Below are 1,060 nucleotides of genomic sequence, written 5' to 3'. Positions count from 1 at the left end.
GCTGTATTAGAAAAAGTTTTATGTAATAATTTACTCAAGTGCATAGTCGATTTACTTTGTAATTTCTTTGGTCGGAAAAACATATAAGATCAAAACTGGCTGTGCACTTCAACTGTTTTTTAAACTACCTTATTGATTTATATTATCAAATTGTGGGGATTCCTCAGGATTTGACCCCTCTGGTTTTTAAGATAAACAACGTAGGTTGGGTAGAGCGAAGCGAAACCCAACAAACCTCCAATACCCACGCATTATATATTTGAAAACGTAGGTCGGATAAGCGAAGCGCCATCCGACACAGTAACGTATTTGAGTTTTGGCGAATATAAACAGCTAATTAATTATGATGTATGAAGTCAAGATTTGACCCTTATGGTTCCACGCAGACTTTAGCTCAATGAATACAGCACTGTCAGTCATTTCTAACCTCTCATTAATACGCTGTGCTCAACAGCAAATTAATGCGATAGAGGGCGCTATTTTAAAACAAACATCACTCTCCCCTGAGTTTATGAACCTATCCAGTATTGATGGAATTGGGAATACTTTAGCGCTGACTATTATGTTAGAAACCGGCACGATTAAACGTTTTGATAGCCCAGGGAATTTCTCATCGTACTGTCGCTGTGTTAAAGGGGCAAGGTACAGCAATGGAAAGAAAAAAGGCGCTACGAATCAGAAGAATGGTAATCGTTATTTAGCGTGGGCCTTTACTGAGGCTGCTAATTTTGCAATTCGTTATAACCCAACAGTTAAAAAATATTACCAACGAAAACTGGCTAAAACAAACAAGGTAGTTGCGATTAAAACGGTTGCGCATAAGCTCGCAAGAGCGTGTTATCACGTGCTTAAAGACAATGTACCATTCGATGAACACAAGGCGTTTGCTTAGCGTCTATAAAACAAATTAGGTTAACGTGTTGAGCTAGTAATGGGGTTGGTAAAACCATCAGATTTGATTGAGTCTGCACGTTAACCGCTCATATTTTAAATACTGGATATGCCCAATGTTTGAGCCACAAAGGGTTGGTTATGTGTAAGCATAAACCACAGACTTGTT

The 1,060-nt window shown here is 38.5% G+C and carries 1 protein-coding gene; it reads left to right on the top strand.

What is annotated here, in order from left to right; genetic code table 11:
• Positions 1-397 precede the first annotated feature (397 nt).
• Positions 398-892, top strand: a complete 495-nt coding sequence (locus tag GQR56_RS21195; protein WP_240920966.1) for a transposase — start codon at positions 398-400, stop codon at positions 890-892.
• The last annotated feature ends 168 nt before the right edge of the window (positions 893-1,060 follow it).

It is taken from the genome of Pseudoalteromonas sp. Z9A5 (assembly GCF_011378875.1).
GTDB lineage: Bacteria > Pseudomonadota > Gammaproteobacteria > Enterobacterales > Alteromonadaceae > Pseudoalteromonas.
This window is presented reverse-complemented; position numbering and strand designations above follow the sequence as displayed.